The 16,958-nt window shown below is 57.1% G+C and carries 9 protein-coding genes and 1 tRNA gene; 2 read left to right on the forward strand and 8 right to left on the reverse strand.

Features of this window, described 5'->3' with window-relative positions; translation table 11 throughout:
• Window positions 1-7: 7 nt before the first annotated feature.
• Complete coding sequence (locus K227x_RS14665) at window positions 8-1,438, reverse strand: DUF1501 domain-containing protein (protein ID WP_145170558.1); 1,431 nt, start codon at window positions 1,436-1,438, stop codon at window positions 8-10.
• A gap of 66 nt (window positions 1,439-1,504) precedes the next feature.
• Window positions 1,505-4,705 carry a DUF1553 domain-containing protein gene (locus tag K227x_RS14670; protein WP_246146817.1) on the reverse strand — a complete coding sequence of 1,067 codons (3,201 nt, stop codon included), beginning with the start codon at window positions 4,703-4,705 and terminating at the stop codon, window positions 1,505-1,507.
• A 139-nt stretch (window positions 4,706-4,844) separates the two neighbouring features.
• On the opposite strand from K227x_RS14670, the gene K227x_RS14675 reads away from it, so the two are divergent.
• Window positions 4,845-5,579: an AraC family transcriptional regulator gene (locus tag K227x_RS14675; protein WP_145170560.1), complete on the forward strand. Its 735-nt coding sequence runs from the start codon at window positions 4,845-4,847 to the stop codon at window positions 5,577-5,579.
• Window positions 5,580-5,597: 18 nt separating this feature from the next.
• On the opposite strand, the gene K227x_RS14680 is transcribed toward K227x_RS14675, so the two are convergent.
• The 3 genes from K227x_RS14680 to K227x_RS14690 form a co-directional block, all read right to left on the reverse strand.
• Window positions 5,598-8,372 carry a PAS domain S-box protein gene (locus tag K227x_RS14680; RefSeq protein WP_145170562.1) on the reverse strand — a complete coding sequence of 925 codons (2,775 nt, stop codon included), beginning with the start codon at window positions 8,370-8,372 and terminating at the stop codon, window positions 5,598-5,600.
• A 507-nt stretch (window positions 8,373-8,879) separates the two neighbouring features.
• Window positions 8,880-8,952: transfer RNA gene (locus K227x_RS14685), tRNA-Lys, on the reverse strand.
• A gap of 81 nt (window positions 8,953-9,033) precedes the next feature.
• Window positions 9,034-10,977 (reverse strand): DUF3352 domain-containing protein, encoded by a 1,944-nt coding sequence (locus tag K227x_RS14690; protein WP_145170564.1) that lies wholly within the window; start codon window positions 10,975-10,977, stop codon window positions 9,034-9,036.
• 544 nt (window positions 10,978-11,521) lie between these two features.
• Here K227x_RS14690 and K227x_RS30580 point away from each other — a divergent pair.
• Window positions 11,522-12,139, forward strand: a complete 618-nt coding sequence (locus K227x_RS30580; RefSeq protein WP_218934019.1) for a BON domain-containing protein — start codon at window positions 11,522-11,524, stop codon at window positions 12,137-12,139.
• A gap of 108 nt (window positions 12,140-12,247) precedes the next feature.
• On the opposite strand, the gene K227x_RS14700 is transcribed toward K227x_RS30580, so the two are convergent.
• The 3 genes from K227x_RS14700 to K227x_RS14710 all read right to left on the reverse strand — a co-directional run bounded on the left by K227x_RS14700 (window position 12,248) and on the right by K227x_RS14710 (window position 16,848).
• Window positions 12,248-13,462 (reverse strand): polysaccharide biosynthesis/export family protein, encoded by a 1,215-nt coding sequence (locus tag K227x_RS14700; RefSeq protein WP_145170566.1) that lies wholly within the window; start codon window positions 13,460-13,462, stop codon window positions 12,248-12,250.
• A gap of 147 nt (window positions 13,463-13,609) precedes the next feature.
• Window positions 13,610-14,923 (reverse strand): hypothetical protein, encoded by a 1,314-nt coding sequence (locus tag K227x_RS14705; protein WP_145170568.1) that lies wholly within the window; start codon window positions 14,921-14,923, stop codon window positions 13,610-13,612.
• Between the two features lie 803 nt (window positions 14,924-15,726).
• On the reverse strand, window positions 15,727-16,848 hold the full coding sequence (locus tag K227x_RS14710) for an EAL domain-containing protein (protein WP_145170570.1): 1,122 nt from the start codon (window positions 16,846-16,848) through the stop codon (window positions 15,727-15,729).
• Window positions 16,849-16,958: the final 110 nt, after the last annotated feature.

The raw sequence follows: 16,958 nt of genomic DNA on the forward strand, positions 1-16,958 counted from the left end.
GACTTCGTTAGGCCAAGATGGATTCGACGACCTCGCCGTGGACGTCGGTCAACCGGAAGCGGCGTCCTTGGTATTTGAAGTTCAGTCGTTCGTGATCGAGGCCCATTTGGTGCAGGATCGTGGCGTTGAAATCGTGAACATGAACTCCATCTTCGACAATGTTGTAGCCAAACTCATCCGTCGTTCCGTGGCTGATGCCGGGTTTGATACCGCCGCCCGCGATCCACGTGGTGAAACATCGTGGATGGTGGTCGCGACCGTAATTGTCGTTGGTTAGCACTCCCTGTGTGTAGGAGGTACGCCCGAATTCGCCGCCCCAAATCACCAGGGTGTCGTCCAGTAGGCCAAGTTGCTTTAGGTCTTTGACCAACGCCGCCGACGCTTGGTCAGTCTCCTTCGCTTGGCCTTTGATTTGTTTGGGCAGGTTCGAGTGTTGATCCCAGCCCTGGTGGTACAACTGAATGAACCGGACATCGCGTTGAGCCAAGCGTCGCGCCAGCAGGCAGTTTGCGGCATAGGTGCCCGGCGTCTTCGCATCCTGACCGTACAACTCGAACGTCGATTCCGGTTCGTCCGAAAAATCCGCGGCGTCGGGAACGGACGTTTGCATCCGATACGCCATCTCGTACTGCGAAATTCGCGATTCAATTTCCGGATCGAATTCCTTCGAAAACTGATGCTGATTCAGGCTGTTGATCGCGTCCAACTGAGCACGCCGGCGGCCCGCCGAAATGCCGTCGGGATTGGACAGATACAAGACCGGGTCGCTACCGCCGCGGAATTGGACTCCTTGATACTTGGAATCCAAGAATCCGTTGCCCCACAGTCGGGCGTAGAGTGGCTGACCGCCCTGACCAGCCGAAACCAGCACGATGAACGCGGGCAGGTCGTCGTTTTCGCTGCCTAACCCGTACGACAACCATGAACCGAGGGATGGTCTGCCAGCGATCTGCGACCCGGTTTGGAACATCGTGATCGCTGGGTCATGGTTGATCGCGTCGGTGTGCATCGACTTGATAAAACAGACGTCATCGACGATATCGCGATGGTAGGGCAACAAATCGCTAAGCCAAGCGCCAGATTCGCCATGTTGAGAAAACTTGAACGCCGATCCGGCAAGCGGAAGCGACGACTGGTTGACCGACATCCCCGTTAGACGCTGCTGACCGCGAACCTGGTCTGGGATCTGTTCGCCGTTCATCTTGTTCAACAACGGTTTGTGGTCAAACAAATCTTGTTGGGCGGGACCACCGGATTGGAACAGGTAGATGATCCGTTTTGCTTTCGGGGCAAAATGGGTACGCGGTGCCGCGGACGAAGGCACGGTGTCAGCGGAGGTGGCCGAGTCGTTTGCCAGCAGGCTAGCCAGCGCTGCGGCGCCAACACCGGTCGAACCGTTCTGAAGAAAGGTTCGGCGGTTGATTGCGAAATGGTTCATGGTTTGGCTCTTTGTTTCAGATCAAGTCGATCGGTTGGTGCGGGATGGTGTTGACGTTGGTCAGGATCAACGTTTCCAGATCGTGGCATCCAGGTTCAGGATCGCTTGACACACGGTGGTGAAGGCGGCAATTTCAATCGAATGAACCGCATCCCCAGTTTCCGTTTCACCAAGGGACAACAGCTTTGCTGCAGCCTCGGGATGTTGGGAATAGTAGGCGGTTTCCCCGGCCAGCAAGTCGTTCAGGGTTTTGTATTCGATCGCGTCTGGCTTGCGACCGGTCAAACTGACAAAGGCGGTTTCGATTCGATTTTCGGCTGGCTCGTTGACCAGTTCCTGAGCGAGCACACGAGCCGCTTCGACGAACTGGATGTCGTTGAGCAACACAAGTGCTTGCAGCGGTGTATTGGTTCGCGAACGCTTGACGCTGCAAGCCTCTCGCGTCGTGGTGTCAAAGGCCATCATGTTTGGTAGCGGCGCGGTACGCTTCCATACCGAGTACAGCGACCTGCGGTACAGCGATTTCCCAACCGACTGTTGGTACGGTGGCGACATGCCATTGGATTCCGTCCACAAGTCTTCGCCCGGTTGGTACGGCGACACCGGTGGACCACCGAACGTCGGGTTTAGCAGTCCCGAGGCGGCAAGAGCGAGGTCGCGAATCTGTTCCGCGGCTAAACGATGGGCCGGCCCACGCGTCAGCCATTGGTTGGTTGGATCGCTTTCTAGTTGTTTGGCGTTGGCGGCCGAGTCTTGCCGATAGGTAGCCGACAACGCGATCATTCTGCATAGCCGTTTGACGTCCCATCCGTTGTCGATGAAATCGCGTGATAGCCAATCCAATAACCCTGGGTGCGTGGGCAGATCGCCTTGCGATCCGAAGTTTTCGGGCGTTCGAACCAGAGGCGAACTGAAGAAGTTTCCCCAAAATCGATTGACCGCGACGCGTGCGGTCAATGGATGCTGTGGATCGGTGACCCAACGAGCCAGTCCAAGCCGGTTGTTGGGAGCACCCTCGGGCAGCCCCACAGGTAAACCCGAAAGTGTGGCACGACGGACTAGTGTTTCGTCGTTCTTGGGCGCATCGTATTCGCCCCGCGCCAACTGGTGAGCCGGACGTGGCGTTTCCGTTTCTCGCATCACAGGGATCTCGTTGATCACTTCTTCGGCCATCACGAACGACTTACGAGCCGCCGTCAACGCCGCCTGCGATGATCGAACTTCAGCGTCGACCGCAGATGCGTAGTAGTCAAAACTTGGTTTATCCCCCGTCAAGGATGTCGGTCCGTGCGACAGAATTTTCAACTCGATCGGTGTCAATGCGCGGTAGTAGACGCGGACATCGTCGATCAGTCCGCCCGCCAACCCGCGAGCACGGAAGCGTTGGCCGATCACGAACTCACCGCCATGATCCACTTTGACGTTGCAGCTCTTTTTCAGTTCGTCACGGATCGTTTCTGTTTCAAGCAGATCACCGTTCAGATACAGCTTCAGACCGGCCGCCCGCGATGAACCGTCGTAGGTCGCGGTGACTTGCTGCCAGCGATCCACCGGAATCGGCTCGGTCGTGCGAACGCTGATCGCATTGCCAGGCCAGACCCTAGCCATTCGGGATTCTAGAAAGCCGTCTTGGATCGTCAGGTCCCAACCGTTGTAGCCGCAGTCGGTTCCGCGGGTGTGGTGAGCAATGATGCTGCGCAGCGGCGACCGCTTGGTTTCTCGCATGCTGACCACCACTGACATCGGCAGCCATCGGTCAAACGGTTCAACCCCATGAGTCGTGACACCACTTTCGCCGTCCAGCGAGATTGCACGCCGCGTGGGTGGAAGTTCCGAATCGCGTTGATCGCTGGCCAGTGCTGCGTCTAGAGGTTCGATCGTGGATTCTTGGACTTCGACAAGCTTTGGCATCTGAGTCCAAGAGCGATCCGATTGAGACGGATGATAGATGTCCTTGATCGAACTATCGAAGTCTTGGTCGAAGGCCAGCGCAAGATGCAGGTCCGGAATCTCCGGCGACTGTTTAGCGTTAGGCATCCATGCAGAGTAGCGAGTTCGTGCCGCTGCTAAGCTGTTCTGGTAGGCCTGCAGTGCGGCGACTAGGTTTTGTTTTGCGGCATCCAGTGTCGATTGCTGTTCCGCGGTGGGCAACAAGATCGACGGGCATGGAACCTTTTCTGTGCGATCGTAAACTCCACTTTCGTCGATCGAATTGAAATAGGCTGACAGCGAGTAGTAGTCTCGCATCGGGATCGGATCGTATTTGTGATCGTGACAACGACAGCATTCCATCGTCAGTCCAAGCACAGCCGTTCCAAAGGTGTGCACTCGGTCCGCAACACTTTCCAAACGCCACTCTTCAAAGACCGCGCCGCCTTCGTTGTTCAGACGATGGATGCGGTTGAACGCGGTGGCGACGATCTGCTGTTGAGTTGGATCGTCCAGCAGGTCACCGGCAATCTGCCAGGTCAAAAACTGGTCGTACGAAAGGTTTTGGTTGAACGCGTCGACCACCCAATCGCGATAGGGCCATTGGGTGTTGAGCTTGTCGGACTGGTAGCCGTAGGAATCCGCATAGCGAGCCGCATCGAGCCAAGCGACGGCCATGTGTTGACCAAAGGCGGGTGAATCGAGTAACCGATCGACCGTCTGGCCGTAGGCTTCTTCACCCTGGCTTTGGACTGCCGATTCAAAGTCCGCGATCGCACCGACGGTTGGCGGCAGCCCCGTCAAATCCAGCGTGATTCGGCGAAGCCAACGCACGGGATCCGCTTCGTCGCTATGTGTCAGCCCCATTTCAGATGACTTTGCCAGAACAAAATTGTCCAACGTTTGACGGGGCCAGTTCGATTCACCGACCGCAGGCACATCGACAACCAACGGCAGTGTGCCGAACGACCAAATGCCATCGTAGACGGCGCCCTGTTCAATCCACCTTTCCAATTTCAGCTTCTCTGCCTCGGTCAGCGACAGCTTGGATTTCGGCGGCGGCATCACTTGGTCCGGATCTTCGTGGTTGATCCGTTCAACCAACTCTCCCGCTTCGATGATGTCGATCGCGTCTTCGCGGATGTCCAACCGAAGCCCGGCTTCCTGGTTGTCTTCGTCGGGCCCGTGACAGAAGTAGCACTTGTCCGACAGGATTGGTCGAATGTCGCGGTTGAAATCCAATTGGCCGGTGGTGGCGTCGGCGGCGGCTGCATGGTCGACCAGCATGCAGGCAACGATGAATGCACAGACTGCGATCTTCTGCTGCGAAAGGTTCATAAAACGAAATGGGCTGGTGGTTCAGTTGGGGTTGGGGCCAAGAAAGACGGGCATCCCGCCACCCTGGCCTGCGACCATTGTGCGTGCGCCGGCGACCGATGTCTTGCACAGCAAAACCTTTTTCGTGTAAATTACGTGCATGGAAAATACCGGCCTGCGAACAGAGTTCTTCCGCCGACTGGGGCCCAGCGATCAGACTTTCGCATTGTTCGACTACTTGCCGGGCCTGTCGTTCTTTGTCAAGGACCGTGACGGACGGTTCATCGCACTCAATCGCCGCGGCTGTGAATACTGTGGTGTGCCGAACGAAGAAGCTGCGATTGGGAAGACCGACCACGACTTCTTTCCCAAATCCAGGGCCGATGAGTACCGTGCCGACGATTTCGCGGTGATGGAATCCGGCGACGCGATCATCGATCGAGTGGAAAGTGCCCCGGAAGACGCCGGTTCGCCGCGGCTGGTCATGACCAGCAAGGTACCGCTTCGCGACAAGCGGGGAACCGTCATCGGGGTCGCCGGTTTTTCGCGTCAGATCGAGCGGATTCAGACTCCCTCGGGCAGCGTCGACGCCTTTGCCAACGTGATGTCCCACCTGCACGAGAATTACGCGGATCGATTGTCGTCGGAAGATCTAGCCGAAATGGCGGGCTTGTCGGTCAGCCATTTTGAACGTCGTTTCCGTCGCGCGTTCGGATCATCACCGCGCCAATACCTTGTGCGGGTGCGAGTCGAACATGCCGCCAGGATGCTTCAGGAGACGACCAAAACGGTTTCGGAAATCGCGCACGCATGCGGCTTTTACGACCACGCACATTTCAGTCGCAGTTTCCGAAAGATCATGCAGCAGTCGCCTAGTGAATACCGGTCGCGTTAGCAGAGAGCGATCATCGCATCAACCGTCAAGCAGTTCACGCGTCTTGTTCAACAATCCGTGGACGGTAAACGGCTTTTGCAAGAATGGATACTTCCGTCGAAGCGATGCGTCGCTGTATCCGCTGACACAAAGTACTTTCACGTTGGGAAATCGTTTACAGATCTTATCGGCCAGTTCCAGGCCACCCATATGCGGCATGACGATATCGGAAACTAGGATCGCAAAGTCTCCGTTATGCTCTTCGGCCAACTCCATCGCTTCGACGCCCGAACTGGCTTCCACAACTTCGTATCCATGCAGCCGGAAGGCTGAACTAGCCGCAAGGCGTACCGCCGGATCGTCTTCGACCAACAACACGCGTTCGGTTCCGCCGGACGGTTTCTGAACGGTTTCTCGGCGCGTCGCTTTGGGGACTTGTTCCGAAACGGGCAACAGGATCCGGAATTCTGCACCTTTCCGCGGTGCGCTTTCCACTAGGATCGCGCCGCCGGCTTCGCGGATGACGCCGTAGACAACCGACAGGCCCAGTCCGGAACCCTGGCCAACCGGTTTGGTCGAAAAGAATGGCTCGAACACCATCGGGCGAACATCGTCTGCGATGCCACATCCGGTATCCGTCACTCGCAGTTCGACATAATCGCCAACGACCAGATCGTCGAAAACCAGCACGCCTTCGTCGACCGTTGTGACGTCCGTTTCAAGATGCAGCGATCCACCATGCGGCATGGCATCGCGAGCGTTCACGGCAAGATTGACAATCACTTGGTCCAAGTGACTGGGGACCGCAAGCACGTTGGGCAACTTCGCATGCAGATTGGTGGTCAGCCGAATGTCTTCGCCGATCAGTCGCTTCAACAGACGTTCGGAACTCTCGACAACGGAATTCAGATTCAGCGGAACCTGAAGGTTGACCGAGTTGCGTCCAAACATCAACAACTGGTTGGTCAGGCCCTGGGCGCGTAACACGGCGTCCTGGATCGCCTTCAGCGATTCAACATTTTCAGGATCGCTTTGACCGCGGATCAACAGGATTTCGGCATAGGTATTGATCACGGTCAACAGGTTGTTGAAGTCGTGCGCGACACCACCAGCGAGTCGTCCGATGGCTTCCATCTTCTGCGTGTGACGAAGTTTGTCCTCCATCGATTTGCGAAAATTGATATTCGAAAGCACACCACGCAGCAGCGTGATCTGATCGCATTCGACCACGGCCTCGACGATCGCTTCGATCCAGATGTATTCGCCGTTTTGGTGCATCATCCGAAAATCGATGCGTTGGACGTCGTGTTTGGACAGCTTGATGCGTTCGGAAACGGCATCCACGTCATTGGGATGGATGCGTGCCGCCCAGAACCCCGGTTGTAGCCAGTCCGGATTGGGGAAGCCCAGCAGTTCGACGCAGGACCCACTCAGAAATTGAAAATGAAGCGTCGTTGGGTCCGCTTCCCAAGTGACCATTTTGGCGTGTTCCAAAACCAATCGGCTGGTGTCTTCGGCACGACGTCGTTGACTTTCATACTCAAGCCGCTCGGTCGTATCGCGAATCGCTGCCAGATACGACTTCACCCCGCGGTAGTCGATCGCATTGATCCGGATTTCCACGCTGAACGTCGTACCATCTTTTCGTCGATGGCGGCCACTGACCAAACGAGGCGTTTTGCCAACCAGCGAATCGAAGCCATCTGCGAACGGTGCCGGCAATTCATCCACAACGTCGTGAAAGTGCAGCTGCATCAGCTCGCTGGCCGTATACCCCAGGCTACGGCAGGCTTCACGGTTCACATCCAGGATGCCCCCATTATGGTCCAGCGAAATCAGCGCGTCGGCGGTGCTGTCGAAGATCGCTCGAAAGTAGTTCTCATTTTCCTTAATCTGTTCGGCCAGAACTTTTTGACCGATCGCAGACGCAACCAGCTGTCCGACGGTTTGAACGAAGTCCAATTGAGAATCGTTCAGCCGGGTCAGACGTCTGGAGACAAACGACATGACCCCCAGCAGACGATCGTCAACAATCAACGGGACTCCCACAAACATGCGGAATCCCGATTCCCACAGGCAGCTCGCTTCGGGAATCGACTTCAGTTGATCGCTGGGGGCGTAAAGCAATCGCTGGGTCGATGCACAGAGACCGAACATCTGTTGGCCAAGCTTCAAATGTTGCATCTGGTCCAACGCCACGTTGGAAAAACCTTCGGCCACCAGCAACGACAATTGATCGTCGCTGAATTCGAAACTTGCAAATCCATCACAGCCGAGATGGTTGGCGATGTCTCGAAACAGAGAAACCCATTCTTCCTGAGGCCGGCTGACCAGAGTTGTGCCGGCCGACAACGCCAACAGTTTCAGGCCGTCGATCTGCCACGCTTGAGCTTTTTGACCTTCGACGCGGTTGGTCACGTCGCGGCAGACCCCCACCAGTTTGGCTGGGTTCCCATCGCCATCGGCCAGCACTTGCCCGCGGCTCTCGATGACGCGGATCTGGCCCGATGAGTGAAGGACACGTTCGATGTTTTCGAACACGCCGCAGGTTTGGATCGCATGATGGATCGACAACTGAACTCGCTCGCGATCCTCGGGGACCACGCGTTCAACAAACGATTCTAGCGTCGCTTCGAAATCGTTCGGATCGAGTCCGTAGATGCGGTAGAGTCCGTCAGACCAACGCACGTGGTTCGACCGAATGTCCCACTCGAAACACCCCAGTGCCGTCAGTTCTTCGGCCTGAGCCAAGAAGATCGAATTCGATACATCATTGGTGATGGATGAATCGCTGGACTCTTTCCCATCAACCATCAATTGCTCTTGCTTGTCGTGAATCGTGCTGCTGAATCATTCACCGACAGCGAGACAGAGTGCCTGACGAAACACCGCATCGTCAACGGATCTGGGTGTCCCACAGGCCTGTGATCGAATGAACCGGTGGATTGTATAGCGTATGGATGTCCAGCACGATGCTGACGCGGCGCCGTCATTGCACATTCCACTCGATTCAATCACACCGGCGAATCCGAATCGCCCCTCGCTTGGTGATCGATCGCAGTCATCATGCAGCGATAAAGGTGCGGTTCCTAGTGTCCGAGCCGATGCCGAGCGTGGGGATGTATCTGCGACGAAGAGTCTGAGGATACGGCAAGCCGCGTCCGGTTTTGGATGGGATGGGGAGTTGGTGGTGGTGGGGGAAATTGTGGCGAATCTCACGACGGGTTGGGGGGATCTGGTAGCGGGGGGATTCTGAACGCGCAACAAAAAACCCCGTGATCTGGCGTTTGAATGCCAGGACCACGGGGTTTCGTGAATCAGTGCCCCCACTAGGACTCGAACCTAGGACCCAGTGATTAAGAGTCACTTGCTCTACCAACTGAGCTATAGGGGCTGGTCGCAACCGACGCTTGCCGTTGGTTGCGAGAGGGGATTTTAGCAACTTCCGCGATCGCGGCAACGTGGGTTACGGACTTTATTCTTCAGCTCGCAAAGTGAAGGATCCCAGATGGATTCCGGAGGGTTCGTCGTAGCCGAATGAGCCGCTGGGGGCGAAGTATTTTTCGAACTGCTTGAACGGCGGAAGTTGGTTCTTTCGCAGCAATTCCGCCATTTTCGCGGCGAAGGGATTGTTCTGTCCCTGCTTTTCCAAAAAACGTCCAGCGTCGGGGGACTGGGCAAGTTCATAGAACTGACGCACGTATTCCGAGCTGCGTAGGAACGAAACCATGAACGGTTTTTCTCCATCCAATTTTCCGCCCAGCTCGCTGGACACCAGTTCGTATTGGGGGACGGTGACCAAACGCGGCAACGAATCCGCACCGGCCATCATGGCTCGCTCTAGAAACTGTTTCGAATCGCTAAACAACAGCCATTTCCCGTAAACGGCAAAACAGGGTTCGGGTTTCCGCAGCGTATCGGGCATCTTTCCTCGCCCATCGGTCTTGATCAGATAGATGACGTTCCCGGCGGCGGTCGCAACTTCGAATCGGTCATTTGCACGCTCACGAATCTTTGCGATGACCGCTTTCGCCTTGACGGAGTCTTTGATCCCAAAGGCGTGCAACTGAACTTGGCTGTTCAGTTTGATCGGCGGTTGGACCCAACGACAGGAAACGTATCGGCCGCTCAGCTGTTCCAAGACGTCTTCGTAAACATCGACGCCTAGCCGCTTCTGCATCGGCTCTTGGACCAAACGCTTCATGGGCTCCGGACCCTGCCACATTTCCAACACTTTGCCCATGTTGTCGAAGGCGGTTGGAAAGTCCCATTGAACCGTCGTGTAGCTGGTCACATCGGAAGGCACCCAATTGGGCGGCGCCGAATCGACCACTTCTGGTCGCAGAACACCGAAGAACCCATCGCGGGGAGCGTCGATTAAAACATGTGCGTGGCTGATCTCTTCGAAAAACTCGCCACCACGGAACGAACTGCCGCCGAAACCGCGGATCTTCCCCAGTCCCAAGTCTTCGATGATCGGCCATACGAAAGCGGCTGCACCGCCACGTTTGACGATTCGTTCAACGATGTGATAAGGATCGAAAAAGAAGGTCATTTGCGGTCGAGTGTCCTCGGCCCCAATCGATCGCGACATCACAGAAGTAAAGTCTGCGCGGTCGGCCAAAGTCGGTTCTTCGCTCTTCCCGGTCCATTGATCAAGGGCCTTTGCAGCCGTGTCATGCCCGATCCCAAGCACAAGGGTTCCGTCGCGAAAGAAGTACTCGATCTCTGGACGTCCTGGACGCGGAGGCAACATTTTGACCAACGTGGTTTGATCGATCTTGCTGACACGGCGAACGTAGCCAGTCGTCTGCGCCAAATCTTCGATTTTCTGAATCACGGATTCCAGTTTATCCAGATTCGAGCCAGCTTCGACGACGAACAAACCGCCAAACGAGTTCTGTTCTCGGCGTTTGCGTGCGATCCGCCGACGAATCGCGTCAGGCGACTCGTCATCCTGTTCGGCCTGATCGGCCACTGCATCGGACTGATCATCCGAAAGGTTCCCAGGCATCGCGGCAACGGAAACCTGGCCCGTTGGGATCGCCAGCAACTCGTCCAGCGTCAGTCCAATCGGCTCGCCTATCCTAACGAACAAATCAGCGAAAACCTGATAGATCTCGCTGGCAAAAGGGCGAAGCGCCGGATCGGTGATCATCCGACCGACCGCCGATTCCGACATCGCAGATCGGAAATCGTCGGCGTTGTCGATCCGGACATAGGCCAACGTGTCCTGGGGCAGCAATCGGGGCGCACCGGGAACCGTCGATTCCTTCTCTTTCGAAACGCTCGACGTCCCTTTGCCTCGCGAAGAATCTTGGGCATTCAGCTGCCCGGGGAATGGCCCCCAAGCGGTGATGGATCCCACCACAGTGGCGATCAGCAGGAACGATGCGTTGGCACGGCGAAAATGGATCAACGGTGTCTCCGATTCCAAGAGGGCAAAAGGCGTGATGAGGCGATGATGGTCGGTCTAGCCAACAGAATACCAGCCGGCTGGTCGGAGGGCTGCGACGGCTTCTATTCGATACAAACGTTGCAACCTTGGCACCATGCACGCAATTTTCGCCGAACCAGACATGTAAAAGCGGCGACGCGATCCATCGGGGCCCGGATTCTGCGGCCAACGCCACCCGCCGATCTGCTCGACATTGCCCGCCAAGCCCCGCTCGCTGGCCAATCACCTGGAAATGGGATGGTACAGGCCGCAAAGTCGACGCATTTTCGACGCGGATCGCTGGGAAGCCAGAAACAGGCGAAACGATTCGTCAAAGCGGCGGTTAAAATATCGTAGGCACCCACGACGTCCCGGATGCCCCGATTCAATGCTCCCGTCGCAATGCCCCCGTCTGCTGTTCCAAGTGAGCTTGCACTTTAAAGGGGGCGACGCCCGGTTGGGTCTATCCAGGACGACTGCTGCCGCCACGAATTTCTGCTACTCGCAACTGCGTTTGGAGCCCACTTTGAAAACCAAATTTCGCCACTTCGTTGTCGCCGCAACCGTGATCGCGTTCGCTGCGAACGCCCCAGATGCGGCTGCCCAGACGACCAACGCGACCGGAGCCGGTGCGGCTGCGACAGGCAGCTTGGGAACTCTTGACGCAGACACCGCGTTTTCGAACGTCGAACGAGGTGCCGCCGTTGGATCCACCGGAGACACCGGCGCAGGTTTCAGCGGCCTGAGTGTTGCCCCGCCCGGAGGCGGTGGTGCAACCGGTGGCGGTGCAGGTGGCTTTGGCGAAGGCCTAGGCGGATTCGGCGGGCTGGGCGGATTCGGAGGACTCTTTGGCGGTGCCGGTGGCAACGCACAAAATACCAAACCCGTCATTCGTACACGCCTGCGATCGGCGGTGGAATTCACTCCTAGACCTAGCGGGCACGTCCAGCGAACGGCCAACCACCGATTGCGTTCGGTTCCACTTCGTGGCGGAGTGAACGGGGTCAGCGCCGAAGTGATCGATGGCACCGCCATCGTGACCGGCACGGTGCGAAGCGAGCGTGACCGCAGAATGAGCGAGCTGTTGATGCGACTAGAACCAGGCGTTCGCAACGTCGAGAATCGCGTGACCATCGCCCCGTGACACTCGTCCTGTAACACGCGTCCTGCAAGAATCACCCGGCCCATGGCCAAATCACTCTTCCGTTACCGAAAGATGTGGCTAGGCCTGGCCAGTTGCCTCCGCCGGCGACTAGAAGTCGCTGAGGTTGTTGGCCTGGACTGGCAAGATTCGATAAAGCCCGTCGGTGAAGATCTGCTGGGCCCAGTTGTTGAATCGCGTGATCGGCTTATCGGGCACGATGATCACGTCGCCATCACGTAGCCAAATCTCATCGGCAGGTGTGGGCCGTTTGCCGTAGATCGCACCTTGCAGGTCCAGCACGGTCGAGATCAATCGCCAATCTTCGGCACGACGGAAGATCACGACCTGGCGCATGTTGCCGGCTGGCAGATGTCCACCCGCCGACGCGATCGCGCTGAGCACGGTCGTGGGAGCTTCCAATTGAACGCGTCCCGGCTGTCCAACTTGCCCCAGCACGTGAACAAAGTGCGGTGCTTGTTGCACCAAGATTGGTTCGGTGTCGATTCCAACGACGATCTCGCCGTACCGCAGATTGATCTCTCGCTTCAACTGGTTCAACGAGAAACCTTGGACGCAGATCTCGCCAATCCCTGGCAACCGAATCTTGCCATCGGGCATGACGGTCACCGTGATGGATTGTTGGTTGAATCCGCTTTGTCCACCGACCGCGTTGCGAATATCTTCGGCCAATGTGTTTGTCTTGACGGGGGTAACATCGATCGCCGGTTGCTTCACATACCGCGAGTATTCCTCGTCCAGAATTTCGCGAAGCTGAGTGACGGTTAAGCCAGCCGCGTGAACCTGCCCCAACATCCGAACGGTGATGGTTCCATCGGGTTGGACCAACAGACCATTTTCGAGCGTGCCGCGTGTCAGGTCGTCGTCGGTGCCGGATTCAATCAGCACTTCGTCGCCCGGGGTCAGCCGATAGGCTCCCACCTTCTGACGACGAGTGATCAGATACAGCACTTGAATTTGATCGCCGGGCCGTAGCCGATATTCGCCTAGATGGGCTAGCCGTGCTGGGCCTGCGTAGCCACCGGGACCGTAGGCACCGAATGGCATCGGGCGAATGTCTTTCCATCTGGCTTCGGCACCACAATTGTCTTTGCAATCGACTCCGATCATGCACTTTGGGCATCCGCCTGCACATGGATATCCCCCCGGCTCGACATTGCATCCGCAATCTTGGCTTGGTGCGGTTTCGTTCGGCAATGCACCGGCAATCGGTGATACTGCGACCGAGTCATTCGCCAGCGTCTGTGCCGACGCATTCGGGTTTGAATCGAAAGACGCTAACACGATCAGCGCGATCGCGCACATGCCAGACTTCCGAAAGACGGAGGTTGCCAGTGGTGCGAGGCGATGGAGAAGTGTTGTCAAATGCATCGAGACTTACCGAATCAGAATGGAATCGACCGACAGGAGCCGGACAGGGTGATCAGCGATCGTTGGTGGCCAACGACGTGACTACCAAGGCTTCTTAAACTTTCCAAAGAACCTGCGTACGACTCCGGGTTGTTTCGGTTCTTCGCCATCGACGATCACCTGGCCGCTGGCACCATCACCCTCGGTGATCCGTGTGCTGGCCAACGATGCTGGCACACCTTCCATTGTCGGTTTACGGATAGCATTGGACGGTGCTGCTGCGACCGACGCTGGCGAGGGGTTGCCTTCGACAATCGCGCCGCCCGACATCACCGACTTGGATACCGACGCGAATTCGCTTGGCGACAGTTCCACAATCTCGGGTGTAAAGACTTGCGGTTGCTTGGCGGGTTCGGATTGCTGCAGTTTCGCAACCAATTGGGACGCACCCGTGGTGTCGCCGGTGCGCTGCATGACCGCGACCAAGGCGTGAGCGGTTTGTGGAGTGAACTCCATCGACAAAGAGTGCTGCAATGCCCAGCAGGCTTCGTCGTGCAGTCCCACGTCCGCTAGGTGCATGCCCAACCGAGAAGCCAAGCTTGCGTTGTTGGGTTGTCCCTGCAAAGCAGCACGCCGCATGCAGATTGCCGTTTCGCTCGGCAAAGTACTGGCGTCAGCCCGGCCCAAGTAAACCGCGGCCAACAAATCGAGTGCTTGCGCGGCTTCGATGCGTTCACCCGCAATGGTGGCTAGCTGAACTCGAGCGAAATCCAGGTATCGATCTGTCGCTTCGTTCGCCGTCACGGTGGACGCCGACGCGGGATCGATCAGTTTGGTTTGGTGGCTGCGTGCCATCCGGGCAATCGCGGCCGCGTCAACGGCACCGTAGACACCGGCGAAGTCGCGAGACTCCGTGATGGCGTGCTTTGCCATTTCGATGCGAGTGCGAGCGTTTGGCCCAGCAGACGGTTGATTAGGATCGGCGACGTTTGCCAGATCGATCGATTCGCCGATGTGACGAATGGCATCCCACGCGGTGTTTTCAGCCGACATCCACGCCTTGGAATCGTATTCCTGAGTCGCTTGGGCAAGCAACCGACGAGCAATTTCGAGGGACGCACCGGCGGTCGATGAACGCAGGTACCGCGGCGATGCGGCCACACTTGGCGCAGTGTTGATGGCCGGGCGGCGTGGTTGGGATACCGCATTTGGCTCGGTGCTGTACTGCGAGGTTGCAGCCGGTGGAGTGGCAGCCGGTGGGGCTGATGTTCCAGCGACGGTTGGCATCCGCGTCGGGCGGACGGACGGGCGATCTGCCATTGCTGACGACGCTCCCATCGCCGCAATCAACATTGCCGAAAGACATCGGCGGCTTGTGCTGACTTTGCAGTTCGGTTTTGGGGACGCAATCTTCATGAGGACGTATCCGAATGGGTTAGCGGCGGCACGAAAACGGTGTGCCCACATCCCTTACAGATCGGACGAGTCGTCCAGAGATCACTGCTAAACTTAACCGCGAACATCGTTGCATCCCAGCGCTGCCGATCGATCCCTCAGAATCGTCACAGATTGATGCTAGAGGCCGGTCCAAATGCATTTTCAAATCGAATCTGGTCAGGCGGTTCACGGTCGCCGGTGCCGGTTAGGAAGCCTGGGCAGATCGGCCGGGTGCAAGTGGCGTCGGTTCAGACGCGTCGAAGCGATCTGTTGGCGTTGAAGAATACAGCCAGTCGGAAACTGGCCGGGAGAAGTTCACACGGCAACATTCCAAGGCACCGGTCGGGAAACGACTTTCACGACGATTCCGCGACAGCGTTCTGCTTGTGAAACAAACCTGAGTGGGAAACAGCGGATTCGAACGCATCGAATAGAGAGGCGTGATCGCGACTCTAGAGAGCGTCCAGCTTGCAACAGCCTTGCAGAGGCGAGAACATCATGCCGGTTGCCTCGAAAACCGGATTTGGCATCCCCCAGGATCTTCTGGTCCTAGAAGACTAAGATTGCGTCAGTCATCGCTAGCCGGGGGCGCGCGCCGAACAGCAGGGATCTGCGGCCGATCCGCGGCTAATCTGCGGCTAATCAACGAGCGATCAACAGGTGTCGTTTCTTTCTTCCCCCGCTCTCTAACTCTCTCCCCCCCGCAACCGCTGCGCGGCGGGGGCGAGATGACTTGAATCGCGACACTGATTGATTGCTCGCGGCTAAGTTGGACGTTCTGTTTAGGCGGGCGATGGCCGGCCATAGAAGAAGCCCTGGGCCAGATCGAAGCCTAGTTCGCGGCACACATCCGCTTCATCCGGTGTTTCGATTCCCTCGGCGAGCGCCTGGATGTCCAGATCACGCACCATTTTGACCAACGTAGCAAGCATGCCGCGACGTTGGTCATTGGCGCGATCGATGCCGCGAACCAACGAGATGTCGAACTTGACAAAGTGGGGACGTGCTTCGATCAGTTCAGCCAATCGGGCCTGCCCGGATCCAAAGTCGTCATAGGCCAGTCGAATGTTCAGGTCGTTCATCGCCGAACTGAGCGACTGCATCAATGCCGGGTTGGTCACAGCAGATTCGTGGATTTCCAGCACCAAGTCGGTGTTTCCCGTCATGTCGCGGACCTTGACCAGCGAGTCAATCAGTCCTTTTCCGTCTTCCATTTCGCGTGGATGCGTGTTGACGAACAGGGTGGGACGATCGGGCAGATCGCGTCCGACGCGGATCCCTTCCCAGCGAAGCAAACGGCTCAGTTCGACTTCCAGGTTCAATTGCTCGGCCGCTTGAAACATCGCTCCGACCGATTCGAGTCCAAAGACGCTGCCGCGACCAAGAATCTCGAATCCAATCGACTGGCTCGTTTTGATGTCGATGATCGATTGAAAGTGGGGACGGACCAAACGTTCGCTCATCAAGCGATCAAACTGCACCAGTGCCAGCGCCTGGTCGCACACGTTTTCGGCATAGGTGCCGTTGGTCATCCCGGTGGGAGATTGTCGCCGAACTCGAAAGGGAGCTTCGGCAAAGTGGATCAGGTCTTCTTCGCTGATACGGAACGTCTGATCCTCTTCGATCCGTTTCCCGTTGATATAGGTGCCATTGGTGCTACCCATATCTTTCAGCATCAGCGCCCCATTTTCGACCCAGAGCGCAGCGTGCTGACCGCTGACCGTTCGATAATGCAGTTTCAACGACACGCCGGATTTGCGGCCCACAATGTGCGGGCTTCCATCGACGGGGATATGCAACACAGCTTCACCCGGTTTCGTTGGTCCGGACAGGAACCAAACGTCTTCCGCGACAATGGAACTACGGCGCAATCGTTCGATCGTGGAGTGGTCAACCGAGGGCATGAAACAGGGTCCAAGTGACAATCTGAGGGGGGCGTTACGGGCGTGGGGCAACTCCCAATGGTCCTTGGCGGCATTGTCACCGATCGAACCTACTGGATTTCTGGACCACG

The sequence above is a fragment of the Rubripirellula lacrimiformis genome (assembly GCF_007741535.1).
Lineage (GTDB): Bacteria > Planctomycetota > Planctomycetia > Pirellulales > Pirellulaceae > Rubripirellula > Rubripirellula lacrimiformis.

Bases quoted from the DNA above. Each gene is read 5' to 3' on its own strand.
- K227x_RS14665 (WP_145170558.1), bottom strand. From the start codon at position 1,438: ATGAACCATTTCGCAATCAACCGCCGAACCTTTCTTCAGAACGGTTCG.
- K227x_RS14670 (WP_246146817.1), bottom strand. From the start codon at position 4,705: ATGAACCTTTCGCAGCAGAAGATCGCAGTCTGTGCATTCATCGTTGCC.
- K227x_RS14675 (WP_145170560.1), top strand. From the start codon at position 4,845: ATGGAAAATACCGGCCTGCGAACAGAGTTCTTCCGCCGACTGGGGCCC.
- K227x_RS14680 (WP_145170562.1), bottom strand. From the start codon at position 8,372: ATGGTTGATGGGAAAGAGTCCAGCGATTCATCCATCACCAATGATGTA.
- K227x_RS14700 (WP_145170566.1), bottom strand. From the start codon at position 13,462: ATGTGCGCGATCGCGCTGATCGTGTTAGCGTCTTTCGATTCAAACCCG.
- K227x_RS14705 (WP_145170568.1), bottom strand. From the start codon at position 14,923: ATGAAGATTGCGTCCCCAAAACCGAACTGCAAAGTCAGCACAAGCCGC.
- K227x_RS14710 (WP_145170570.1), bottom strand. From the start codon at position 16,848: ATGCCCTCGGTTGACCACTCCACGATCGAACGATTGCGCCGTAGTTCC.